The organism is Haloterrigena gelatinilytica (assembly GCF_013342145.1).
GTDB lineage: Archaea > Halobacteriota > Halobacteria > Halobacteriales > Natrialbaceae > Haloterrigena > Haloterrigena gelatinilytica.
This window is the reverse complement of record NZ_JABUQZ010000001.1, coordinates 353,509-375,618: the sequence shown is the minus strand read 5'-3', so window position 1 is coordinate 375,618 and position 22,110 is coordinate 353,509. Positions and strand designations below refer to the sequence as shown.

Sequence of the window (22,110 nt, the reverse complement as noted above, 5' to 3'; positions counted from 1 at the left end):
GATGCCGGCACGGATCTGCCGCTTCCGGTGTGATAGCGAATCGCTCGACCTCGAGCGCTCGAGCGGGGATCAGGCCGGACGAGCGCGAAATCGAGATGTCTCTGGCTGGGTTTCGGAAACGGAAAAACGGCGAACGAGCGTCTCGAGCGAGTTACTCGGCGTCCGGAATCGCCGCGTCCTCGACGTAGGGAAGCTCCGCGGCCTTCTTCCGAACTTCGCCGGCGTTGGACTTCATCAGCGCCGTCGTGTCCCAGACGCCCTCGACTAAGGCCTTGCGCTGGGCGTCGTCGACGGTGACGTCGATCGTTCGCCCAGCATCAGAACTCTCCGAGTTCTGATTAGCACCCGAATCATCCGATTCGGGAACGCCGTAGGTGACCTCCTCGGACTCGACGTCGATGTCGATCTCGCCGTCGGGGTTCTCGTCGACCCAGTCCTGGAGGTCCTGGATCGTCTCGCTGTCGGCCGTGACGGTCGGGATCCCCAGCGCCAGACAGTTGCCCGCGAAGATCTCGGCGAAGCTCTCGCCGATGATCGCGTCGATGCCCCAGCGCATCAGGGCCTGGGGCGCGTGCTCGCGCGAGGAGCCACAGCCGAAGTTGCTGTTGACGACCATCACCGAGGAGTCCTGGAACCGGTCCTCGTTCATCGGGTGGTCCTTGGGGTTGTCGTCGTCGTCGAACCGGACGTCGAAGAACGCGAACTCGCCCAGTCCGTCGAAGGTGACGACCTTCATGAACCGCGCCGGGATGATCTGGTCGGTGTCGATGTCGTTGCCCCGAATCGGGACGCCCGATCCGGAGACGCGGGTGACCTCGGGAATCTCGACTTCGTCACTCATACCGAGGTCACCTCCTTCAGTTCGCGCACGTCAGAGACTTCCCCGGTGATCGCCGCCGCGGCGACCATCTGCGGGTTCATCAGGACGGTGCGACCGTCTTTCGAGCCCTGTCGGCCGACGAAGTTCCGGTTCGAGGACGAGGCGCTGGCCTCGTCGCCCTCGAGTTGGTCTTCGTTCATACCGAGACACATCGAACAGCCGGCGTTTCGCCACTCGAAGCCGGCCTCCTCGAAGATGTCTTTGAGCCCTTCCTCCGCAGCGGCTTCCTGGACGCGCTGGCTGCCGGGGACGACCAGTGCGCGGACGTCATCGTCGACCTGCCGTCCCTCGACGATCTCGGCGGCACGTCGCAGGTCGGGCAGGCGCGCGTTCGTACAGGAACCCAGAAAGGCGACGTCGATGTCGTAGCCCTCCATCGTGTCGCCGGGTTCGACGCGCATGTGTTCCTGAGCGCGTCGGGCCGTATCCTGTTTGTCTTCGGGCAGGTCCTCGGGGGCCGGAATCGGCTCGGTGACGCCGACGCCCTGGCCGGGCGTGGTCCCCCAGGTGACGACCGGCTCGAGTTCGTTCGCGTCGATGTGGACGACGTCGTCGTACTCTGCCGTCTCGTCGGAGCGAATGGACTCCCAGTACGGTTTGAGTTCCTCGAACTTCTCCGGGTTCTCCCGGAAGTAGTCCGTCTCCTCGAGCCACTCGTAGGTGGTCTCGTCGGGGTTGACGTAGCCCGCGCGGGCGCCGCCTTCGATCGACATGTTACAGATCGACATTCGGCCTTCCATCCCCAGGCTCTCGATGGCCTCGCCGGCGTACTCGTAGACGTAGCCGACGCCGCCCTCGGTGCCCAGACGACGGATGATCTCGAGGATGATGTCCTTGGCCTCGACGCCGTCGCCGAGTTCGCCGTCGACCTGGATCTTGCGGACCTTCTGTTTCTCCATCGCGACCGTGCCCGTCGCGAGCACGTCGCGGATCTGGCTGGTGCCGATCCCGAACGCGAGCGCGCCGAAGGCGCCGTGGGTGGAGGTGTGGCTGTCGCCACAGACGATCGTCTTGCCGGGCTGGGTCAGTCCCTGCTCCGGGCCGATGACGTGGACGATCCCCTGATCGCCCGTCGTCGGGTCGGAGAACTCGATGCCCGCCTCGCGGACGTTCTGCTCGAGTTCGGCCATCATCTCCTCGGCCGCGTCCTCCTCGTAGGGTCGGGACTGATCGGCCGTCGGGACGATGTGGTCGACCGTCGCGTGAGTCAGCTTCGGATAGGCGACCTCGAGGTCGCGCTCGCGGAGCATCCCGAACGCCTGCGGACTCGTGACCTCGTGGATGAGGTGGAGTCCGACGAACAGCTGATCCTGTCCCGTCGGCAGCGTGGTGACTTTGTGTCGATCCCAGACCTTGTCGTACAGTGTTCCCTCGCTCATTCCTCGTCCTCTACGGGGTGGTCCCGTCCGCGCTCGAAGACGCGGTTCGCGTCTTCGGCGTCCTGTGGCGGCGTGTGATCCACGTCCGCCATCGTGTCGTTCGGTTGCTCGTCCGTGCGTTCGCTCGAGTCGGTCGCGGCTCGCTCGCGGCCGTCCGTCCCGCCGTCGGCGACGACCGTCGGCCCGCGACTGAACAGCCGACCGACCGTCTCCCCCGTGTAGGGGTTGGTGTGGCTGACGTCGGCCATCGTCTCGGATGTCGTTTCGTTCTCGTTCATTGGTGGTGTCCCCTCGTTAGTCGTCCGCCTGCACCTGGACGGACTCGTCTTCGTCTTCCGCTTGTTCTTCCTCCTCGGCCCAGGCGAACAGGTCGCGCAGCCGTTCGCCGACCTGTTCGATCTCGTGGTTCTTCTCGGCCTGTCGAAGCTGGGTGTAGCTGGGTCGGCCGGCCTGGTTCTCGACGATCCACTCGCGCGTGAACTCGCCGTTCTGGATCTCCTCGAGGGTCTCCTCCATGTTCTCGCGGACGTTCTCGTCGACGATCCTGTCGCCGCGCGAGAGGCCGCCGTACTCGGCGGTGTCGGAGACCGAGTCCCACATCTCGGAGTGGCCGCCCTCGTACATCAGGTCGACGATCAGTTTGAGCTCGTTGAGACACTCGAAGTAGGCGATCTCGGGCGAGTAGCCCGCGTCGACCAGCGTCTCGTAGCCGTGTTTGACCAGCGAGGTGACGCCGCCACAGAGGACGGCCTGCTCGCCGAAGAGGTCCGACTCGACCTCCTCCTGGAACGTCGTCTCGATGACGCCGGCGCGAGTGCAGCCGATCCCCTTCGCGTAGGCGAGCGCGCGCTCTTCGGCGTCGCCCGTGGTGTCCTGGTAGATCGCCAGCAGGCCGGGGGTCCCCTCGTCGTTCTCGTAGTTCCGCCGGACGAGGTGGCCCGGGCTCTTCGGCGCGACCATCGTCACGTCGACGCCCTCGGGGGGCTGGATCTGGTTGTAGTGGATGTTCAGCCCGTGGGCGAACTGCAGCGTGTCACCCGCCTCGAGGTTGGGTTCGATGGCGTTCTCGTAGACGTCCGGCTGGACGGTGTCGGGCACCAGCACGGAGACGTAGGAGGCCTGGGCGACGGCGTCGCCCGGCGTCGCGACCTCGAGACCGTCGGCTTCGGCGGCCGAGCGCGAGGACGACCCCTCGCGCAGGCCGACGACCACGTCGACCCCGCTGTCGTGGAGGTTCAGCGCGTGAGCGTGGCCCTGGCTGCCGTAGCCCAGCACGGCCACGGTCTCGTCGTCGAGCGTCGATACGTCTGCGTCGTCGTCGTAGTAGATGTCGGTGGTGAATTCGTCAGTCATCGTTAGCTGTCTGGTATGGTTTGTCGTGGTTCGCCTCGGTGGCGGTCGATTCAGTCGCGTTCACGGCTGCCGCGGTCTCCTCGGTGCCGCGGGCGAGCGCCGTCGTCCCGGTTCGGGAGATCTCTCGGATCCCGAACTGGCCGAACGTGTCGATCGCCGCCTCGATCTTCTGGCGCGCCCCCGTGATCTCGAAGGTCGCCGTCTCGGGACTCGAGTCGACTGTCGTCGCGTCGTACATGTCCGCGACGGCGCTGACCTGCGCGGGATCCTCGGCGTCGACCTTGATCAACGCCAGCTCCCGCTGCATCGCGTCGGGCTCGAGTTCGCGCACCGAGATCACCGGCACGAGCTTTCGCAGCTGTTTCTTGATCTGGTCGATGCCCGGATCGGGCTCCTCGACGACGACCGTGATCCGCGCGCGGTCCTCGTCTTTCGTCGGCCCGACGGTCAGGCTCTCGATGTTGAACTGGCGCCTCGAGAATAGTCCCGAGACGTCCGAGAGCACGCCGGGCTCGTGTGCGACCAGCGCCGAGATGACGGTGCGCCGGGGCTCGTGGGTCGCTTCGACCTCGGGGTCGATGCGGATACCCTGCTTGTTGCGTCGACCCGCGGGGGTCGGTCGGTCCTCCGGCGGTGGTCCCTCGAGTCCTCGTTTCATAGTTGGTCCTCCGTCAGAGCGAACTGTCCGTTGTCGCCGCCGCTTGGAACCATCGGGAAGACGTTGGCCTCGGGATCGATGTGGACGTCGATCACCGAGGGGCCGTCGTAGGAAAGCGCCTCCTCGATGGTGTCGGCGACCTCGTCGTAGTCGTCGATGCGGAAGCCGGCCGCGCCGAAGGCCTCGGCGAGCTTGTCGAACTCCGGCATCCAGTGGTAGTCCGAGGCGGAGTGGCGGCCCTCGAAGAAGGCGTCCTGCCACTGTCGGACCATCCCGATGTACTCGTTGTTGAGCACGGCGACCGTGATGTCCAGATTCTCGCGGACCGCAACCGAGAGACCCTGCAGCGTCATCAGGAACGAGCCGTCGCCGTCGAAACAGACGACGTCCTGATCGTCGTCGGCCGCGATCCGGGCGCCGATCGCCGCCGGCAGTCCGTACCCCATCGTCCCGAGTCCGTGACTCGAGACCCACGTGCGGGGCTCGGTGTAGGTCCAGTACTGGCAGGCCCACATCTGGTGTTGGCCGACGCCGGTCGTCACGATGGTGTCGTCGTCGGTCGCCTCGTCCAAGGCCTCGACGACGAACTCCGGCTGGAGCGGCTCGTCCTCTGGCGCGTCGTAGGCCATCGAGTAGTCGGACTTCCACTGCTGGCACTGCGCGCGCCACTTCGTGGCCTCGGGCGACTCGTCGACGGCCGCGGTCAGCTGTTCGACGACGGTCGCGGCGTCGCCGATCAGCGGGTAGTCCGCGTGGATGTTCTTCGAGATCTCCGCGGGGTCAATGTCGACGTGGATGAGCTCCGCGTCGGGCGCGAAGGTCTCGATGCCGCCGGTCAGGCGGTCGTCGAACCGCGTGCCGATCCCGATCAGCGTGTCGCAGTGGGTGATCGCCATGTTGGCGTAGCCGGTGCCGTGCATCCCCGCCATCTCCAAGGAGAGCTCGTGGTCCTCGGGGAACGCACCGATGCCGGGCATCGTGGTGATGACCGGAATCTCGTGTTCGACGGCGAACTCGCGGCAGGCCTCGCTGGCCTCGCCCTTGATGACGCCGCCGCCCAGCAGCATGACGGGCTTGTTCGAGTTCTCGATGCGCTCGGCCGCGGCCGCGACGATCTCCTCGTCGGCTCGCTCCTGGACCTCGTAGGTCTCGGGCACCGACGGCGCGTCGGGCTCCCGGTCGGTCTCGCCGTTGGTCACGTCCTTCGGCAGGTCGACCAGCGTCGGACCCGGCCGGCCCTCGCCGGCGAGAGCGAACGCCTCGCTGACGTCGCTACCGACGGTGTCCGAGTCGCTCGAGAAGGTGTTATCCTTCGTGACCGGCGTCGTGACGCCCGTCGTGTCGGTCTCCTGGAAGGCGTCGTTGCCGACGAGCTCCGTCGGAACCTGCCCCGTCAGGGCCACCATCGGATCCGAGTCCATGTCGGCGTCGGCCAGCCCCGTGACGAGGTTGGTCGCGCCCGGCCCGGAGGTCGCCAGGCAGATGCCCGGCTTCCCCGAGACGATGCCGTAGGCGTCGGCCGCGTGGGCCGCGCCCTGCTCGTGGGCCATCGTCACGTGGTAGATGTCCGAGTCGTAGAGGGCGTCGTAGACGGGCATGATCGCCCCGCCCTGCACGCCGAAAGCGTGTTCGACGCCCGCGTTTTCTAGCGCGCGGACGACCGCTTCGGCACCGCTGGTGACGGGCGCCGGCGTCGTCTCCGACTCGGCGTCGATCTCCTGGGCCGCGTCCGGGGCCGCGCTGTCGGTGATCTGGTCGTCGTCCTGTTCCTCCTCGTCTGCCGGTGTGACCTTTGCTGCGCGTTCGCTCATCGATTACCTCCCGCCGCGTGGCGGCTGTCGATCGCTGTGGATGTCGGGTATGCTGTCATCTGCTGGATTTGCTGTCGCTGTGAGAACGGTGCGACGAATTCGGGTCCGAAGCTACGAGGTACTAGATGCGGGGCGTAGGCGCCCCTACAATACGAATCGGAGCGAGCGCGCTGGTGTCGACCGGACTGCGAGCCGACAGTGAAGCGCGGACCGTCATTATCGTTCTCGTAGGACCCTCGAGTGACATAACCCTTGCGAGTTTTCAAGCCGTTGCAAGTATTGCTGGTCGGCCCGCTCGAGCGCGACAGCAGGGGCTCGCGAACGGTGGCAAACGGGGAGGACATCCCTTAGACGCGCACCTCCTCCTCTTCGGACTGGCGTTCGATGCCAGCCTCTTCGGCGAAGCGCTCCAAGTCGTCGACGGTGACGCGGCGCTTCTCGGCCCCGAAGTCCTTGACCCGGCGGGTGACCGCCCGGACCTGGTCGTCGGTGGGTTCGAAGCCCAGCTCGTCCAGACGTTCCCGCACCGAGTGGGTGCCGGTGTGCTTGCCCAGGATCAGGCGGCGTTCGGCGCCGACCATCTCCGGGGTCATCACGCCGGGCTCGAAGGTGTCGGAGTTCTCGATGACGCCGGCGGCGTGGATGCCGCTCTCGTGGGAGAAGGCGTTGTCGCCGACGACGGGCTTGTTGCCCGGCGTCGCCATCCCGCTTTTCTCCTCGACGACGTTCGAGAGCTCGGTGATGCGCGTCGTGTCGATCCCCGTGTCGGTCTGGTAGAGCGACTCGACGGCCATCACGAACTCCTCGTAGGCGGCGTTGCCCGCGCGCTCGCCGATGGAGTTGACCGAGACCTGCGCCTGATCGGCCCCCGCTTCGATGCCGGCCAGGGCGTTGGCGGTGGCCAGCCCGAAGTCGTCGTGGGTGTGGACGTCGATCCGCGCGTCGGTGTGGGCACAGACCTTCTCGATCATGGCCCGGAACCGCGTCGGCGTGGCGACGCCGCAGGTGTCCGGAATGTTGATCCAGTCGACGCCGGCCTCGCTGACGGCCTCGATGATCTCGATCAGGAACTGCTCGTCAGTTCGCGTCGCGTCCATCGGCGAGAACATGCAGGTGGTTCCCGTCTCAGTGACGCGCTCGACCGATTCGACTGCGCGTTCGACGACTTCGTCTCGCGTCGCGTGCATCGAGTCCTCGATCTGGACGTCGCTGGTGCTGACGAACGTGTGCACCATCTCGACACCCGAATCGAGTGCGGCCTCGATGTCCGCATCGACGACGCGGGCTAGCCCGCAGGTCGTCGTTTGCGTCGACGACGCGATATCGCGAACGGCTTCGAATTCCGCGTCCGAGTTGACCGGGAAGCCCGCCTCGATGACGTGGGTTCCCATGTCGTCCAGGATGGACGCGATCTGCCGTTTGTCGTCGTAGGAGAACGAAGTTCCGGGCGACTGCTCGCCGTCCCGGAGGGTCGTATCGAAGACACGTGCTGACTCTATTTCGTCAGTGGAATCTAACGTGCCCTGGAAGAACTCGACCCCCCTGACTGGTGTCAGAGGACGAATCGTCTTGTGAAGACATTGTATCTGAATTCGACGGGCGACGAGGTATATAAAGATACCGCTGTCTCGACTCTCGAGTGCCAAGTCATCACAACCCACAACATCCGATGGAGGTCTAAAACCGCACGACACCAACGGCCTTTCCCATCCTATTACCTCCTATTATCATACTTCGATCGAGAGCGAACGAGACCGCGATCGACTCGAATCGACCCCGATCGCGAACTGACGACGACCGAAACTCGCTGGCGCGCGCTCGCCGGTTGACAGTCGGGTAGAATTCGCCCTCCTGATTCGAACCGAGACGAACATTTCGATTATATCGGTTCATTAGCGCCCATTCGTCTATATATCTCTAAACGCCCGCCCTCAGCGCGGCATCGTGCGGGCGAACGTAGCCGCGCCCTGCGGATCGGTGACGAACGGCCGGGCGTCCATAAACGCGTCATGCAGGCGCGCGGTGCAGGGTTTTACCGCTCGCTGTGGTAGGTCGGTCGGCATGACGACCGACGAGATTACGGACCTCCTGACGGAGGCCTACAACGACGAACTCGAGACCGTGATGAACTACCTCTCGAACGCGATCGTCCTCGATGGCATCCACGCCGAGGAGGTCAAGGAGAGCTTGGAGGAGGACATCCAGGAGGAACTCGATCACGCGCGGATGCTCGGCGAGCGCCTGAAGCAACTCGACGAGTCCCCGCCCGGCTCCGAGCAGTTCCAGGCCAAACAGCACAGCCTCCAGCCGCCCGAGGACACCACCGACGTCCAGTCGGTCATCGAGGGCGTCCTCGAGGCCGAAAACGATGCGATCGAGACCTACCGATCGCTGATCGAGGCCGCCGACGACGCGAACGACCCGGTCACGGAGGACGTGGCGGTGACGATCCTCACCGACGAGGAGGCCCACCGCACGGAGTTCCGCGGGTTCCAGAAGGAGTTTCCGATGGACTGAGCGTCTCGAACTCGAGTCGGGCACGCGACTGCAGCCGCGAGCGAACGGAGTGAGTGAGCGGGCCGAGGAACCCTCGAGGCCGCGCCGCAGGCGCGGCTGAGGGGGTGACGCAGGCTTTTCATCGAAGTTTTGCCGAGGGCGCGCCGAAGGCGCGCCCGCAGAGCAAAAGTTCGGAGGCGAACGTTTTTCTCGTCCCGGTTCGACGCACCCCCTATGAGCGATTTCGACCTCGACCTCCGGACCGTCGAGGAACACATCGATGAGGAACTCGAGATCGAGGGCAGTATCGTCCTCGGGGTCCTCGACGGGGAGACGCCCGCCGAGGAGTGGCTCGAGGCGATCTCGAAGGGGAACGTGCTCGTCCTCAACGTCGAGGGCGACGTCAACGAACTGGCCGCCGGCTTCGCTCGCGACATCAGGGAGTCGGGCGGAAACCTCGTTCACTTCCGCGGGTTCCTACTGGTGACGCCGCCGGGCGTCGACGTGAACACGGATCGACTGTAGTCTCGTCGTCTCGCGATCGAGAAAAAGCGAGGGTCGCGCGGGTCGACGCCGTCAGTTCGACGCTTCGAGTTCGCCGTAGTCGAACTGCTCGCCCTTCTCGGAGAGGGTGTCGAGCTCGTCTTGCTCCTCGCGGAGGGTTTCCTCGAGCAGGTCGGCGGCGTCGTCCATCCCGAGCTGGTCGGCCATCGGGATGAGGTTGCCGTAGGTGGCGATCTCGTAGTGTTCGGACTTCTGGCCGGCGGCGATGTTGAATCGGTCGATGGCCTGCTCGCTCGGATCCTGATCCATGAACTCCTCGTGGGCCTGGATCATCCCCTCGACGACGGGGTCTTCCTCGGCTTCGGCGTCGGCGTCGAGCTGGTCGAACACCTGCTCGATGCGATCGACGTGCGTCTTCGTTTCCTCGCGGTGCTCGGCGAACCCGCTCTTGAGTTCCTCGCTCGAGGAGGTCTGCTCGAGTTCGTCGAGGGCGTCGACGAGTTGCTGTTCGGTGTAATACGCGTGCTTGAGGCCGGATACGAAGAGGTCTTCGGTTGAGTCGATGCTCATGGCGATCCGTTTGTTGGGACAGCGCTCGGTTCGATAAATAGCGGGCTTGCAGTCTGCGGGCGTATCGGGCCGGCGGCAACCGGCTCTAGGGGCGTGCTCATCACAGGGGTCCCCGGTCGTCGGAGACCGTTCAACGATTCGACGCCCGCTCGGTGCATGGCAGCGAGTTAAACAGTCTCTACGGTGCTTTCGACCCAATCTATAACTGATACAAGTAGCAAACAATCGTATGGACTGGCGTTTTCCGAGCTGGCTCGGAGCTGCGATCGTCGCGACGGTTTTTCTCTTCTCGCTGGCCGTCTCCGTCTATCACGTGCGGATTCACGAAACGCAGTTGCTGTTGTCGATAGTCGGGCAGTGGTCGCTGGTCGTGCTCTCGCTCACCTTCGGCTGCATCGGCTACTACGCGCTCGCGAACGTCGACGCGCCGAACGGGGTCGGTATCATCGGTCGCTATACGGTCGCCGGGTACGTGCTCGCGGGGCTGTCGTCCGGGGGATACGCGTCGCATCAGTACCTGGTACCGGAGGCGACGATCGAGTTCGACGTGATCCTGTTCCAGGCGATCTTCGTGGCGCTCGTCGGGGGGATAGCGGGCGTCATCGTCGGCTTCGAAACCGCCCGCCGGAAACGCTCTATCGCCGATCTCGAGGCGATCGAGGACGAGATCCGAACCGAGAAGCGGCGGTTCGAGTCGCTGTTCCAGAACGCGCCGTCCGCGGCCGCGGATATCCAGTACGCGGACGGCGAGCCGACGATCGATCGCGCCAACGCCGTCTTCGAGGACCTCGTCGACCACACGAGCGCGGACGCTCAGGGCAAGAACCTGTTCGAGGTCGTTCCGCTCCGGGAGACGGAGACGGAAGCGGCGGTCGCGACCCACGTTGCGGAAAACGAGATCTACCGGGACGAGGTCACCGTCGACCGCCCCGACGGCCGCGGTCACTACAAGCTCCGCGTGATCCCCTACGAGGTCGGGAAGGAGGGCGAGCGGGCGTTCGCGCTCTACACCGACGTGACGGAACTCAGACGGACCCAACAGGAGCTGGCCGAAAGCGTCGACCAGCTCGAGGCGTCGAACGAGCGCTTAGAGCAGTTCGCCTACGCCGTCTCCCACGACCTGCAGGAACCCCTGCGGATGGTCTCGAGCTACCTCCAGTTGCTCGAGGACCGCTACCGGGCGGACCTCGACGAGGAGGCCGAGGAGTTCATCGACTTCGCGGTCGACGGCGCCGACCGGATGCGGGCGATGATCGAGAACCTCCTCGAGTACTCCCGGGTCACCACCCGCGGGGACCCCCTGGAGCCGACGGACGCCGCGGCGGTTCTCGACGACGTGCTCACGGACCTCGAGCCGCGGATCGAGGAAACTGACGCGACGATCACCGTCGACGAACTCCCGACGGTGACCGCGGACGGCGACCAGCTCGCGCAGGTGTTCCGCAATCTCCTCTCGAACGCGCTCAAGTACAGCGGGGACGAGCCGCCACAGGTGCACGTGGGCGTCGAACGAACCGGCGACGAGTGGCGGTTCGCGATCGCCGATCAGGGAATCGGGATCGATTCCGAGCAGTCCGAGCGGATCTTCGACGTCTTCGAAACCGCCCACACGTCCGAGGAGGGATCGGACTCGGGCATCGGACTGGCGCTGTGCCAGCGGATCGTCGAGCGCCACGGCGGGAAGATCTGGGTCGACTCCGAACCCGACGAGGGCGCGACGTTCTACTTCACGCTGCCGCGCACCGAGGCCCGGGAGTCGGCACGGACTCGCCCGCCTCGAGCCGACAGCGAAGAACCGCCGGACAGTCGACCGTAGCGGTCGTCGCTACCGCCTCCACCGCGGCTCGCTGACCAGTCAATGGCCGACCCGTCTCCGAGAGACTCGCGTTCCTCACTTCGTGAACGTCAGGAAATGGCCGTCCGGATCCCGGACGACGACCTCCTCGTCGTCGACGCGGTCGACGCGCCGGACGCGATCGCTGACCGCCTCGAGTTCCGCGGTCGGTTCGGTGCTCTCGAACCCCAGATCGACGTGGACGCCGCCGCGGGCGTCGGCGATGCCGAGGTGGGGCTCCCAGAGCTCCAGCGCCATCGGGCCGTTCATCCGGATCCGCTTTCGTTCGTCGCCGCCGTCGACCGTCTCGAATCCCAGCGCGGCGTAGAACGACTCCGCGCGCTCGAGGTCCTCGACTTCGAGGACGACCTCGAAGATCCCGTCGATTCCGGGGCCCTTCACGCCCTGCTGACCGAGTTCGACGCAGTTGCCGTCGGGGTCGTACAGGTACAGCGACTTCGCGGGGCCGAACCGGGCCTCCTCGAGGTCGTACTCGGCGCTCAGGCGGTCCCACCAGTCGTCGTACTCGTCGTCGGGGATCGAGAACGCGTAGTGAGTGTGGAGCCCGCCCCGCGGGACGGTTTCGGGCCGGCGAACCACGAGGTCCGTCTCGCCGGCGGCGAAGACGAGTTCGTCCTCGCGCGCCGCGGTGCAGGCCAACTCCAGCGTCTCCTCGTAGAACGACCGCGCCGGCTCGAGGTATTTGGCCTCGAGTGCGAGCCAGGACAGCCCGGTGAGCATGGCCGGACGTACGCGGGGCGGCGACATAGTGTCATTGCCTACCTGAATCAGGGAGAGAGTCCCCGTCGTTTACGCCGTTAACGAAAGCGAAGCTCTCGTTCGCACACCAAAACGCTTCGCGTTCTGGGGCCGGGCGTGAATCCGACGCCCTGACATGCTTTTACGCGCCGCCGTCGTAGTCGTCGGTATGCCGTTCCGCGTCGACGAGAGCGCGACCGAGTTCCGAGAGATCGACCGTTTCGACGGCGGCGTCGGCTGGATCGCCCATCCCGACGAGGAGATGCAACGGGCGAGCCACGCCCTCGAGGTAGACGGGGACGTCTGGCTCGTCGATCCCGTCGACGCCGCGGGGCTCGACGAACTGGTCGCCGAGTTCGGCGACGTACGGGGGGTCGTCGTGCTGCTCGATCGCCACACGCGGGACGCCGAAGCGATCGCCGACCGGCACAACGTGCCGGTCTATCTCCCGCGGATCTTCGAGGGCGTCACCGAGGACCTCGACGCGCCGGTCGCCCGCTTTTCGGACGAACTCTCCGACACGGGAATCGAGGCCCACACGATCGTCGACAATCGCTTCTGGAAGGAGGTCGCCCTCTACGATCCCGAGGACGGAACGCTCGTCGTTCCCGAGTCGGTCGGCACGGCCGCGTACTTCCGCGCCGGAAGCGAACGGCTCGGCGTCCACCCGATGCGCCGGCCCGTCCCGCCCCGCGAGGAACTGGGCGGCTTCTCGCCCGAACGGATCCTCGTCGGGCACGGCCCGGGGATCGCGACCGACGCGCCGGCGGCGCTCGCGGACGCCCTCGAGAACGCCCGGCGGCGCGCGCCGCAGGTGTACGCGGGGATGGCGTGGCAGTTGCTGCCGATCTAACGACGAATACCAGTTACTACCGCCGCCGAAGGCGGTATCGATACGATCGAAGCGCTCGCATCGCGTTCCAGCACCGTCGAATCGCTCGTATCCTGTTTCGGCATCGGTTTCGGTGACGTCCGTGGGGGTACAACTAACTACGATCGGTACTTATCGAGAGTAGTGGTCTACATCACGCGAGCCCTCGTCGACGTGCTCCTCGATCTCGCCAGCGACGCCGATCCGGACCGCGTGACGACCGGCGTCTCGGTGACGCCCGCCGGCGAACTCGAGGGCACGACGACCGAGTTGTCGCCCGAGACGCCGGTCTTTACGGACTTCTTCCTTCCCGACCCCGACAACGCCCTCAACGCCGTCTTCGGCGTCGATCTCACGACCCCGGCCCGCCAGACGCAGGGGCAGTTCGTCTCGCACCCGCTTCGGGAGCTCGAGGTGACCAGACGGGACGACCTTGCCGAAGTGATCTTCGTCGCCGTTCCGCCCTGGGAGCTCGACGACCGGTCGTTCGGCGCCTTCGATCGCCGCGGTCGGCGCCAGCCCCTCGAGGTCGTGGACGCGCGACCGCCGGACCAGTCGCTGACCGACTGACTGCGGCGGCGGGAAGAAGTATCGAATCCGAACGCGCTGTGAGCGCGCGACCGCTACCAGAACGAGGCCGGAACCGGTTCCGGTCGCGGTGCGGCGCTCGTCGGCCCGTGTCCGTCACCGATTATTCGATCGATGATGCTCCGACGCTCCGGCTTACGATCGTCGTCAGCGTCGTCCGACGGCGATGGGAAGTCCGGGACGTGTGGCATCTGTCTTCGACCTCCAGTGTGAACTAGGGCCTCGAAACGGATAATAGCCGTGCCTGTGCTGACGAGGTAGCGGTGATCGTGCTGTCACGGCCCGTCTCGTACCGCTCGGTCTCGCAACGCTCCCGGGCGAGCATCGGCCCGACGACTCGAGCGCACTGACTCGAGACTCGAGAGCGGTGACGCCCGCGCTACTCGAGGTAGCCGAGGCCGCGAAGCTGTTCGGTGATCTCCTCGAACTCGGCTTCGGTGAGTTCGCCCTCCTTCTGGTGCTGGATGACGATGCTCCGGAGCAGGAACCGGACGAGGTCGCTCGTGCTCTGGAAGCTGGTGCCGTCGATCGTCTCCTCGACGCGGTCGGCCAGATCCTTCGGAATCGAGACCGTGGTGTATTCGGTCATACAGGTGTCTTCATCGCCGGCGACAAATGCGTGTCGGGAGCGGACGTCCGTCGCGGTCCGGCAGCGTCGCTTTGCTCCCGAATCGGGAGCGCGATTCGACCGCGACTGAGAGCGCGATTCCGTGGTCGTCTTCGTAGCGGTTTTGCGGCCGGACACGGTACGTGATCGTATGGGAGTCCGGCCACCATCGAGCGGAGACGACGACGAACCCGAGAGCGTCGAGTTCGGTATCGCCGCCGTCGACGCTCGTCTCAAGGACGCGGAGCTATCGTTTCCGGCGACCAAGGACGACGTCGCGGCCGAACTCGGCCACGAACGCGTTCCGTACAACGTCCACGGAAACGACGTCGCGCTGAGCGAGATGCTCGCGGAAGTCGACACCGAGGAGTTTCGCTCGCGCCAGGAACTGTTGAACGAACTGCACGGGCCGTTCGAGGAGTATCGGCGGAACAACTCGAACGGCGTCTTCCAGCAGGTTCGCTCGATGCTGCCCTTTTAACGCGCTATCGTCCGTCGTCGTCTCGCTCGCGGCTCTTGCGAGTGATCTGCTCGAGGCGGCGCCGTTGCTCGCGGTGCAAGGAGAGGAGCATATCGGAGAGGACGCCGAAGATGAGCAACTGAACGCCAAGCAAGATCGCGGCCGCGGAGACCAGCGCCATGATCTCGTGGCCGATCTGGTACTGCACCCACTCCCAGAGGACGTACGACGCGATCGCACCGCCGAAGAGGATCCCGCCGACGCCGAAACTGCCGAAGTAAAACAGCGGGTTGTTCGTCTTGGCCAGCGAGTACAGCGCGAGGATGATCGTGCCGCCGTCCTTGATCGGGTGGAGGTTCGTTTCCGACTCGTCGGGACGGGCGCGGTAACTGATCGGTACGACGGTCGTGTCGATACCGTGTTTGACGCACTCGACGGCGAGTTCCGTCTCGAGGGTGAAGCCGTCCGAGTCGATCGAGAGCCGGTCGAACGAGTCGACGGTGAACGCTCGGTACCCCGAGAGGATGTCCTCGTAGTCGGCGCCGTGAATGACGCTGAACGAGCGGTTGATCATCCGGTTGCCGAAGCCGTTCAACGCCTTCATGGCGTCGTCGTCCATGTTGGCAAACCGGTTGCCGACCACGTGCTCGTATCCCCGCGAGAGGGGCTCGATCATGGCGTCGACGTCGGCGGGGTCGTAGGTTCCGTCGCCGTCTAACATCACCACGTAGGGGACGTTGACGTATTCGATCGCCTCGCGGACGGCCTGGCCTTTCCCGTCGCCGGACTGGACGAAAACGTGGGCGCCGCAATCGCGGGCGATCTCCCGAGTGTCGTCGTCGCTCCCGCCGTCGGCGACGAGGACGTTCGTGTAGCCCTGTTCGTGGAAACCGTCGATGACGTCGCCGATCGTCGCCGCCTCGTCGAGGGTCGGAATAAGGACGCAAACGTCGTCGGGAGCGATCTCCCGCGTCTCGGAACTCATCGCGATGACCTCGCCGTCGCCGCTCGAGAGCATCGCGTCCGCGCGAACCGCGTCATTTCCCATCGACGATCATTCCCGTGCGCGGCCGCAAAAGGATACTGATTGCGTAATACGCGTGTTATAACGGCTCCCGTAGACGGCCCGTCGCGCGTCGCGGTTCGGCGACCCGACTCGAGCGACTCCATCATCGGTATCGGCGCTACCAGGTGAGTCCCTCGTAGACCTCGAGGGCGTCCCGGTCGACGTCGATCCGGCGGCCGTCGACCAGCACGCGGTTCGCCATCCCGTCGAACGCGAGGTCGTCGAACTCGGGCCAGTCGGTCGCGACGACCGCGCCGTCGGCCCCCTCGAGGGCCGCGTCCGCGGAGTCGGCGTACTCGATCTCGGGGTAGTCCGGCCGGACGTTCTCGATCGCGACCGGGTCGTAGGCGACGACCTCGGCGCCGCGCTCGCGGAGGTGCTCGATCACGTCGAGCGCGCGGGACTTGCGCACGTCGTCGGTTCCGGGCTTAAAGGAGAGGCCCAGCACCGCGACGCGGGCTCCCTCCAGCGGGACGTGCTCGGCGAGCAGGGCGACGAGCCGGCGGGGTTGCTCGTCGTTGACCGAGACGACGGCGTCGAGCAGGTCGGGGTCGTACCCCTGCTCGCGGGCGCCGGCCCGCAGGGCGTTGACGTCCTTCGGGAAGCAGGAGCCGCCCCAGCCCAGCCCCGAGCGCATGAACCGCTCGGAGATGCGGTCGTCGAGCCCGACCGCCGCGAGCACCTCGTAGGCGTCCGCGCCGTACTCCTTGGCGACGTTCCCCAGTTCGTTGACCAGCGAGACCTTCGACGCGAGGAAGGCGTTGTTGGCGTACTTGATGAGTTCCGCCTCCCGGACGTCGGTCTCGACGAGGTCGGTCTCCTCGCGCTCGAGAATCGGGTCGTAGAGCTCTCGCAGCGTCGCGCCGGCGCCCTCGCTCGAGGCGCCGATCACGACCTTATCGGGCTCGAGGAAGTCCTCGACGGCCGTGCTCATCCGCAGGAACTCGGGGTTCATCGCGATCTCGAGCCCGTCGCCGATTCGGCGGCCGGACTCCTCCTCGAGGATCGGGGCGACGACCTCCTCCGTGGTACCGGGGAGGACCGTGCTCTTGACGACCACGAGGTGGTCGCCGTCCTTCTCGGCGAGCGTCCGCCCCAGCGACTCGGCGCCCGCCCGCATGGGCGCCAGATCGAGCGCGCCGTCGTCGGTCTGGGGCGTCGGGAGACAGAGGAAGGTGACGTCGGTTTCCCGGATCTCGTCGTAGTCGGTCGTCGCGCGGAGGTTCGTTCCCGCGTGCTCGGCGATGCGCTCCTCGAGGCCCGACTCGTGGATCGGGGCTTCGCCCGCGTTGATCGTCGCGACGATGTCCTCGTCGATCTCGACGTTCAGCACGTCGTGACCGAGGTCGGCGAGGCAGGCGGCGATGGTGGTGCCGACGTAGCCGCTGCCGATGATAGAGACGTCCATGCTGTATCGCAATATCGGCCGTCGGTAGATGCTTTTGGGTTCCGGTCGAGACTGCGCGTGGAACCCGCTCGATCGTCGCCCGTACTCGACGGTGGCACCGACCGTTACGTCGAGAGCGGCGGCCACGTCGTCGCGACCGTCTCTCGGATGAGTCGCGTCTGCGCCCGACGGAGGCGCTCGGAGACCGCGGAGGCGGAGATGTCCAGTTCCGCGGCGACCTCCTCGAGGGACGCGCGCCGCGGGACGTCGAAGTGACCCAGTTCGTAGGCCGTCCGGAGCGCCTCGTGCTGGCAGTCGGTGAGCCCCTCGCCCGGCGGCGCGGGCGTCCGGTCGCGAGTGAGACGGTGCAAGCGGAACCCGGCGTTTCGCTGCCAGAACGACGAGAACGCGGTGAAGGCGTCCCGATCGGCGAACCATCCCGTCTGTCGCCACCCGTTCGGTTCCACCTCGATCCGTTCGATGACGGCGTCGACCGTGGCGAGGGCCTCGAGCCCCGCGAGGTCGTCGATCTCGTCGCCGAGCTGTTCTTCGAAGCTCAACGCCGGCGTGAGCTGATAGCGACGCGTCTCTCCGGCCCGTCCGATCAGGGTCCAGTCCTCGACGTCGACGGCGTCGGTAAACGCGGTCTCGGTCGCTGTTCGAGACCCTCCGGTCACGGTGGCGATAAACGGCGGCCGATTCCCGTGGTTGTACTGCAACTCGAGGAGGACGGTCGCGTCGGGCACCGCCGCCGCGACCCCGACGAGCGGGAGCGCATCGCAGCGAATCTCGAATTCGGCGACGAGGCTCATACGACATCGTTTCCGTCGAGGCAAATGGGGACATCGAAACGATCAGGCGAGCGACGGATCCGTTCGCCGGCCGAGCGATCGACGGCCGACTTTGGTGTCTGCCCGACCCCCGACTTAAACGGCCGGATCACTGAGAGAACGACTTAGCCCGGTCGCCTCCCTCGGTAGCGACCCATGCAGACGACGCGATCCGAAGACGGTCGGAGAGTCGAGTACGAACGACGCGGCGACGGTCGACCGTTGATCCTGCTCCACGGCGGGATGGCCCCTCGAGCGTACTGGACGCCCGTCGTCCCCCACCTCGAGGAGTACACGACGATCGTCCCCCAGCGGCCGGGCTTCGGCACGTGCCTCGACGACCCGGCGGAGACGAGCGCGGACGAGGTCCCGGAACGCGAAGCCCGGTACGTCCGGGCGCTCGCCGACGACGTCGACGGCGTTCCGATCCTCTTCGGGCACTCCTACGGCGCGCTCACCGCGCTCGAGGCCGCGACCGACGCGGCGGTCGACGCGGTCGTCGCCTACGAACCGGCGGTGCTCCCCGACGAGTTCCGGAAACGAGCCGATCTCGCCGATCGGATGGAGGCGCTCATCGAAGACGGCCGACGCGGCGAGGCGGTGAAACGCTACGTAGAACTGGTCCTCCATCCCGACGGAATCGACGATCTCGACGCCTGGTTGGCCGAGTGGCCGGTCTGGCCGGACTGCGTCGACCTCGCCGAGGAAGTCCTGCGGATGAACCGTGCCGTCGAGCGGTACCGACTCCCGGATTCGCTCGACGTCGACGCCCCCGCGCTCGTGCTGACCGGCACCGACGGCCCCGACTTCCTCCGGAAGAGCGCCCGCGCCGTCCACGACGCGCTGCCGCACAGTCGCTTCGCGGAGTTCGACGGGATCAGCCACAGCGGCCCCGCCGAAGCACCGGAACCGATCGCGGCGGAAATCGAGTCGTTCCTCGGCAGGCAATAGCCCGTCGTCGGTTCGGACGCCTTCGCTCTCGGGACGACCGCTACCGATCGAGTCGACGTCCCGTCACTCGAGGGCCCGCTGCAGATCGCGACCGACGTCGTCGTAGGCCTCGTGGGCGCGCTCGAGGTTCATCGGCTCGGCGAACATCCCGAAGAACCCGTGGATCATGTCGTCGTAGTGGTAGTGCGTGACCGGGACGCCGTCGGCCTCGAGGCGCTCGGCGTAGCGCGCGCCGTCGTCGCGCAGCGGGTCGAAGCCGGCGGTGACGACCGTCGCCGGCGGGAGGCCCGAGAGGTCGGCCGCCAGCCGCGGGCGGGCGTAGACGTTCCCCCGATCGATCTCGCGCTCGAAGTAGCAGTCGTCGAACCACTCCATGGTGTCCCGATCGAGGAAGTAGCCCTCGGCGTTCTCCTCGTAGGCGTCGGTCTCGGTGATGTCGCCGGTGATAGGGTAGATCAGGAGCTGGTGGGCCGGTTCGACGCCGCCGCGGTCGCGCGAGAGCAGGCTCGTCGCCGTCGCGAGATTGCCGCCGGCGCTGTCGCCGGCGAGGACGATGCGATCCCGATCGCCGCCCAGCGTCTCGATCTCGTCGCCGGCCCACTCCAGCGCGGCGTAACAGTCCTCGAGCGCGGCGGGGAACGGGTGTTCGGGCGCCAATCGATACTCGACGCTGGCGACGGTGTAGCCGGTCTCGGCGGCGAGTTTTCGGCAGGTGTCGTCGTGTTCGTCGACGCTCCCGACGACGAAGCCGCCGCCGTGGAAGAAGAGGATCGTCGGTCGCGGCGTCTCGCCCGCGGGCCGGTAGACGCGGATCGGGAGGTCTCCGGCCGGTCCGTCGATCGTTCGATCCTCGACCGACTCGAGGTCGATCGACGGGCCGTCGGCGTCGTCGAACAGATCATCCAGTACTGCGCGCGCCTCGTCGACCGGTAGTTCGTGCAGCGCCGGCGTCTCCGCCGAGTCGAGGGTCTCGAGGAACGGTTTGAGGGCCGGATGGGGCTCCGGAGCGCGAGTAGGTGTCATATCACCTGACACTCATCGGCGGAACAAAAAGGTATGCGCATCGGACGTCGGCGCGGCCGTCGATCCGTTCCACACCGCTTATTTCGGTTCGGCGCGGCCCTTCGAGCAATGACGAACGAGGCACTCATCGCGGCCCTGCGGGACGCGGAAGCGGTCAAGTTCGGCGAGTTCGAACTCTCCCACGGCGGCACCAGCGAGTACTACGTCGACAAGTACCTCTTCGAGACCGATCCCGACTGTCTCGAGGCCGTCGCGGAGGCGTTCGCCGACCGACTCGCGGCCGACGACAAGCTCGGCGGCGTCGCGCTTGGCGGGGTGCCGCTGGCCGCCGCGACGAGCGTCGCGGCCGGCGTCCCCTACGTCATCGCGCGCAAGCAGCGCAAGGAGTACGGCACCGGGAACCTGATCGAGGGGCGACTCGAGGACGGCGAGGAGGTCGTCGTCGTCGAGGACATCGTGACGACGGGGACGAGCCTCGTCGAGGCCGTCGAGGCGCTTCGAGAGGCGGGCGCGACCGTCGAGCGCGCGCTGGTCGTCGTCGACCGCGAGGAGGGCGGCCGCGAGACCGTCGAGGAGGCCGGCGTGGAAATGGAGGCGTTGGTGACCGCGAGCGACCTGCTCGACTCGCAGTGAGACCCCCGGCGACCGACGGTACCGACGACTACTGTCCGTAGGACTCGAACTGCTCGACGACCGTCTCGAGTTGGGCGTCCGAAAGCGTCCGCGGCTCGAGGCCGGCGGCGCGGGTCTGGAGGTACAGCCGAGCCAGGCTCTCGACGTGGTGGGCGTTCTCGAGCGCGGTCTCGAGGTCCGACGCCGTGACGACGAGGCCGTGGTTTTCGATGAGCGTCGCGGTCGCCTCGGCCTCGTCCATCGCCCGGACGATGTTCTCGGCCAACTCGTCGGTGCCGTAGGGCGCGTACTCGGCGACGGGGACGCGCTTGCCGACCGCGACGATCATGTAGTGGATCGGCGGCAGCGGCTCGCGGGCGACCGCCAGCGTCGTCGACCACGGCGAGTGGGTGTGGACGATCGCGCCGACGTCCTCGCGGCGGTAGATCGCGGCGTGCATCGGCACCTCGCTGCTCGGAGCCATCGCGCCGTCGCGCCGCTCGCCGTCGTCGACGCCGACGACCGGGACGTCCGCGGCGTCGAAGCCGTCGTAGGGAACGCCGGTCGGCGTGATCGCGAAGGCGTCGCCGGCCTCGCCGTCGCGAACACTCAGGTTGCCCGTCCGGCCCGGCGTCAGCGCGGCGAGTTCCGGGGCGTGGTCGACCACCGCCCGTCGCTGGGGCTCGAGGATCATTCGATCGCCTCCAGCACCGCGGCGAAGTCGTCGATCCGCCGGTCGGGCTCGCGGTCGCCCTCGAGCGACTCGTCCGCGTCGACGTCGCCGTTGAACAGCACCGTCTCGAGGCCGACGGCGTTGGCGCCGCCGACGTCCGCCTCGAGGTCGTCGCCGACCATCACCGCCTCTCCGGGACGCGCCTCGAGTCGCGACAGCGCCAGCGTGAACATGACCGAGCCCGGCTTCTCGCGGCCGGTCTCCTCCGAGGTCAACAGGAGATCGATCGAATCCGCGAGGTCGAGCGCCTCGAGTTTCTCGAGTTGGATTCGCGTCGTGAGGTTCGTCACGATCCCGACGTCGATCCCGCGATCGCGCAGGGTCGCGAGCGTCTCTGCGACGCCCGGGAAGAGTTCCATCGCGTCCACGTACGCCTCCCAGTAGGCCTCGCCGAGCGCGAGCGCGTCGCCGGGTCGGGGCTCGCCGGTCAGGCGCTCGAGGGCGCGTTTGAAGTAGCAAAACCGGTTGTGCGTCGCGGCCGTACCGGAGAGTTCGCGTTTCACCTCCCGGCGGCCGTCCCGGTACAGCGCGTCGAAGGTGTCGGCGTCGACGTCGTACCCCCGTTCGCGGGCGGCCTCGAGGGCGCCCGCTTTTCCCGCCCGGTGACACGGCGGGTAGGGATAGAGCGTGTTGTCGAAGTCGAAGAGAACGGCTTCGGCGGTCATACGCGGTCGTCAACGGGGACGGAAAAACGAGTATCGGTCACGGAACCGTCGGGCAGTGAATACTGGACGGCGG

General features: G+C 66.6%; 24 protein-coding genes. 8 read left to right on the top strand and 16 right to left on the bottom strand.

Translation table 11 applies throughout. The features are described from left to right. Positions 1 to 151: 151 nt before the first annotated feature. The 7 genes from leuD to HTZ84_RS01810 form a co-directional block, all read right to left on the bottom strand. Entirely contained in the window at positions 152 to 841 is a 690-nt protein-coding gene (gene leuD / locus HTZ84_RS01840) for a 3-isopropylmalate dehydratase small subunit (RefSeq protein ID WP_174679121.1), read from the bottom strand. Beyond that, positions 838 to 2,259, bottom strand: coding sequence for a 3-isopropylmalate dehydratase large subunit (gene leuC, locus HTZ84_RS01835; protein ID WP_174679120.1), 1,422 nt, complete (start codon positions 2,257 to 2,259; stop codon positions 838 to 840). Before leuC ends, leuD begins: the two co-directional genes overlap by 4 nt. Next, on the bottom strand, positions 2,256 to 2,537 hold the full coding sequence (locus tag HTZ84_RS01830) for a hypothetical protein (RefSeq protein WP_174679119.1): 282 nt from the start codon (positions 2,535 to 2,537) through the stop codon (positions 2,256 to 2,258). Before HTZ84_RS01830 ends, leuC begins: the two co-directional genes overlap by 4 nt. 16 nt (positions 2,538 to 2,553) lie before the next feature. Beyond that, positions 2,554 to 3,612 carry a ketol-acid reductoisomerase gene (ilvC, locus tag HTZ84_RS01825; protein WP_174679118.1) on the bottom strand — a complete coding sequence of 353 codons (1,059 nt, stop codon included), beginning with the start codon at positions 3,610 to 3,612 and terminating at the stop codon, positions 2,554 to 2,556. Next, positions 3,605 to 4,270: an acetolactate synthase small subunit gene (ilvN, locus tag HTZ84_RS01820; RefSeq protein WP_174679117.1), complete on the bottom strand. Its 666-nt coding sequence runs from the start codon at positions 4,268 to 4,270 to the stop codon at positions 3,605 to 3,607. Before ilvN ends, ilvC begins: the two co-directional genes overlap by 8 nt. Continuing rightward, the gene (gene ilvB, locus HTZ84_RS01815; RefSeq protein WP_174679116.1) at positions 4,267 to 6,081 is read right to left on the bottom strand and encodes a biosynthetic-type acetolactate synthase large subunit; all 1,815 of its coding nucleotides are present in this window, start codon (positions 6,079 to 6,081) and stop codon (positions 4,267 to 4,269) included. The genes ilvN and ilvB overlap by 4 nt, the downstream gene beginning before the upstream one ends. 347 nt (positions 6,082 to 6,428) lie before the next feature. Further along, on the bottom strand, positions 6,429 to 7,673 hold the full coding sequence (locus HTZ84_RS01810; RefSeq protein WP_449271954.1) for a LeuA family protein: 1,245 nt from the start codon (positions 7,671 to 7,673) through the stop codon (positions 6,429 to 6,431). A gap of 469 nt (positions 7,674 to 8,142) precedes the next feature. On the opposite strand from HTZ84_RS01810, the gene HTZ84_RS01805 reads away from it, so the two are divergent. Both HTZ84_RS01805 and HTZ84_RS01800 read left to right on the top strand, forming a co-directional pair. Further along, positions 8,143 to 8,598 carry a ferritin-like domain-containing protein gene (locus HTZ84_RS01805; protein ID WP_174679115.1) on the top strand — a complete coding sequence of 152 codons (456 nt, stop codon included), beginning with the start codon at positions 8,143 to 8,145 and terminating at the stop codon, positions 8,596 to 8,598. Between the two features lie 213 nt (positions 8,599 to 8,811). Continuing rightward, complete coding sequence (locus HTZ84_RS01800; RefSeq protein WP_174679114.1) at positions 8,812 to 9,102, top strand: DUF5779 family protein; 291 nt, start codon at positions 8,812 to 8,814, stop codon at positions 9,100 to 9,102. Between the two features lie 51 nt (positions 9,103 to 9,153). Here HTZ84_RS01800 and HTZ84_RS01795 read toward each other — a convergent pair whose 3' ends face one another. Further along, complete coding sequence (locus tag HTZ84_RS01795; RefSeq protein ID WP_174679113.1) at positions 9,154 to 9,651, bottom strand: YciE/YciF ferroxidase family protein; 498 nt, start codon at positions 9,649 to 9,651, stop codon at positions 9,154 to 9,156. Between the two features lie 229 nt (positions 9,652 to 9,880). Between HTZ84_RS01795 and HTZ84_RS01790 the strand changes: the two genes are divergently transcribed. Then, entirely contained in the window at positions 9,881 to 11,467 is a 1,587-nt protein-coding gene (locus HTZ84_RS01790) for a sensor histidine kinase (RefSeq protein WP_174679112.1), read from the top strand. 75 nt (positions 11,468 to 11,542) lie between these two features. Here HTZ84_RS01790 and HTZ84_RS01785 read toward each other — a convergent pair whose 3' ends face one another. Next, complete coding sequence (locus tag HTZ84_RS01785) at positions 11,543 to 12,226, bottom strand: VOC family protein (RefSeq protein ID WP_174679111.1); 684 nt, start codon at positions 12,224 to 12,226, stop codon at positions 11,543 to 11,545. Positions 12,227 to 12,413: 187 nt separating this feature from the next. Between HTZ84_RS01785 and HTZ84_RS01780 the strand changes: the two genes are divergently transcribed. Next, complete coding sequence (locus HTZ84_RS01780; RefSeq protein WP_174679110.1) at positions 12,414 to 13,097, top strand: hypothetical protein; 684 nt, start codon at positions 12,414 to 12,416, stop codon at positions 13,095 to 13,097. A gap of 162 nt (positions 13,098 to 13,259) precedes the next feature. After that, positions 13,260 to 13,685, top strand: a complete 426-nt coding sequence (locus HTZ84_RS01775; protein WP_174679109.1) for a hypothetical protein — start codon at positions 13,260 to 13,262, stop codon at positions 13,683 to 13,685. A gap of 397 nt (positions 13,686 to 14,082) precedes the next feature. On the opposite strand, the gene HTZ84_RS01770 is transcribed toward HTZ84_RS01775, so the two are convergent. Then, positions 14,083 to 14,292 (bottom strand): ribbon-helix-helix domain-containing protein, encoded by a 210-nt coding sequence (locus tag HTZ84_RS01770; RefSeq protein WP_008894315.1) that lies wholly within the window; start codon positions 14,290 to 14,292, stop codon positions 14,083 to 14,085. A gap of 169 nt (positions 14,293 to 14,461) precedes the next feature. Between HTZ84_RS01770 and HTZ84_RS01765 the strand changes: the two genes are divergently transcribed. Next, positions 14,462 to 14,791 (top strand): DUF5789 family protein, encoded by a 330-nt coding sequence (locus tag HTZ84_RS01765; protein ID WP_174679108.1) that lies wholly within the window; start codon positions 14,462 to 14,464, stop codon positions 14,789 to 14,791. A gap of 4 nt (positions 14,792 to 14,795) precedes the next feature. On the opposite strand, the gene aglJ is transcribed toward HTZ84_RS01765, so the two are convergent. The 3 genes from aglJ to HTZ84_RS01750 all read right to left on the bottom strand — a co-directional run bounded on the left by aglJ (position 14,796) and on the right by HTZ84_RS01750 (position 18,035). Beyond that, a complete protein-coding gene (aglJ, locus tag HTZ84_RS01760) occupies positions 14,796 to 15,818 on the bottom strand; it encodes an S-layer glycoprotein N-glycosyltransferase AglJ (RefSeq protein ID WP_174679107.1) in 1,023 nt (340 codons plus the stop codon). Between the two features lie 136 nt (positions 15,819 to 15,954). Then, on the bottom strand, positions 15,955 to 17,244 hold the full coding sequence (gene aglM / locus HTZ84_RS01755; protein ID WP_174679106.1) for a UDP-glucose 6-dehydrogenase AglM: 1,290 nt from the start codon (positions 17,242 to 17,244) through the stop codon (positions 15,955 to 15,957). 104 nt (positions 17,245 to 17,348) lie between these two features. Then, positions 17,349 to 18,035: a helix-turn-helix domain-containing protein gene (locus HTZ84_RS01750; RefSeq protein WP_174679105.1), complete on the bottom strand. Its 687-nt coding sequence runs from the start codon at positions 18,033 to 18,035 to the stop codon at positions 17,349 to 17,351. A 174-nt stretch (positions 18,036 to 18,209) separates the two neighbouring features. Between HTZ84_RS01750 and HTZ84_RS01745 the strand changes: the two genes are divergently transcribed. After that, entirely contained in the window at positions 18,210 to 19,004 is a 795-nt protein-coding gene (locus HTZ84_RS01745) for an alpha/beta fold hydrolase (RefSeq protein WP_174679104.1), read from the top strand. A gap of 63 nt (positions 19,005 to 19,067) precedes the next feature. On the opposite strand, the gene HTZ84_RS01740 is transcribed toward HTZ84_RS01745, so the two are convergent. Next, on the bottom strand, positions 19,068 to 20,027 hold the full coding sequence (locus HTZ84_RS01740) for an alpha/beta hydrolase (protein ID WP_174679103.1): 960 nt from the start codon (positions 20,025 to 20,027) through the stop codon (positions 19,068 to 19,070). A gap of 108 nt (positions 20,028 to 20,135) precedes the next feature. On the opposite strand from HTZ84_RS01740, the gene pyrE reads away from it, so the two are divergent. Further along, positions 20,136 to 20,660: an orotate phosphoribosyltransferase gene (gene pyrE / locus HTZ84_RS01735; RefSeq protein ID WP_174679102.1), complete on the top strand. Its 525-nt coding sequence runs from the start codon at positions 20,136 to 20,138 to the stop codon at positions 20,658 to 20,660. 28 nt (positions 20,661 to 20,688) lie between these two features. Here the strand turns inward: pyrE and HTZ84_RS01730 are convergent, their stop codons facing one another. Together HTZ84_RS01730 and HTZ84_RS01725 are read right to left on the bottom strand one after the other, a co-directional pair. Beyond that, positions 20,689 to 21,333, bottom strand: coding sequence for a class II aldolase/adducin family protein (locus tag HTZ84_RS01730; RefSeq protein ID WP_174679101.1), 645 nt, complete (start codon positions 21,331 to 21,333; stop codon positions 20,689 to 20,691). Beyond that, positions 21,330 to 22,037 carry an HAD family hydrolase gene (locus HTZ84_RS01725; RefSeq protein ID WP_174679100.1) on the bottom strand — a complete coding sequence of 236 codons (708 nt, stop codon included), beginning with the start codon at positions 22,035 to 22,037 and terminating at the stop codon, positions 21,330 to 21,332. The genes HTZ84_RS01730 and HTZ84_RS01725 overlap by 4 nt, the downstream gene beginning before the upstream one ends. Between the last annotated feature and the right edge of the window lie 73 nt (positions 22,038 to 22,110).